General features: G+C 68.0%; 1 protein-coding gene. It reads left to right on the top strand.

Annotated elements, in window-relative coordinates; genetic code table 11:
* On the top strand, positions 1–787 hold a 787-nt coding region (locus ADK64_RS07280), incomplete at both ends, for a recombinase family protein (RefSeq protein WP_234384485.1).

Genomic DNA, 787 nt, shown 5'->3' with positions numbered 1-787 from the left:
GATCGAACCCGCCGGCGGCCACATCGTCACCGAGTACTTCGACATCGGCCACAGCCGCTCCCTGCCCTGGCAACGCCGCCCCCGCGCAAACGACCTCCTCCAAGCCCTCCGCGACCCCCATCGCGGATTCGACGCGGTCGTGATCGGGGAGCCACAGCGCACCTTCTACGGCAACCAGTTCGGCAACACCTTCCCCGTCTTCGTCCACTTCCGCATCCCCCTGTGGGTCCCCGAGGTCGGCGGCCCCATCGACCCGGACAACGAAGCCCACGACCTCGTCATGTCCGTCTTCGGCGGCATGAGCAAGGGCGAGCGCAACCGCATCAAGATCCGGGTGCGGACCGCCATGGGCTCGCAGGCAAAGCTCCAGGGCCGCTACCTCGGCGGACGACCGCCCTACGGCTACCGGATCACCGACGCCGGAACCCACCCCAACCCCGGCAAAGCAGCCGCCGGACAGCTCCTGCACAGACTTGAGCCCGACCCCGATACCGCGCTCGTCGTGCTACGCATCTTCACCATGTACGTCGGCACCCGATACGTCGACGGCATGAGCGACGAGGCCATCGCCCGCAGACTCGACAGCGAGAACGTCCCCTGCCCCTCCGCCCACGACGCCGCCCGCAACCCCCACCGCACCAAATCCGGATGGCAGGCCGGTGCGGTCAGGGCGATCCTGCTCAACCCTCGCTACACCGGCCACGAGGTCTGGAACAAGCAACGCAAGGAAGAACGCCTCATCGACGTCGACGACGTCACCCTCGGCCACCGCACCACCATGACCCGC

The sequence above is a fragment of the Streptomyces sp. MMG1121 genome, from assembly GCF_001280015.1.
Lineage (GTDB): Bacteria > Actinomycetota > Actinomycetes > Streptomycetales > Streptomycetaceae > Streptomyces.
The sequence above is the reverse complement of the archived record's forward strand: the minus strand, read 5'-3'. Positions and strand labels throughout refer to the sequence as shown.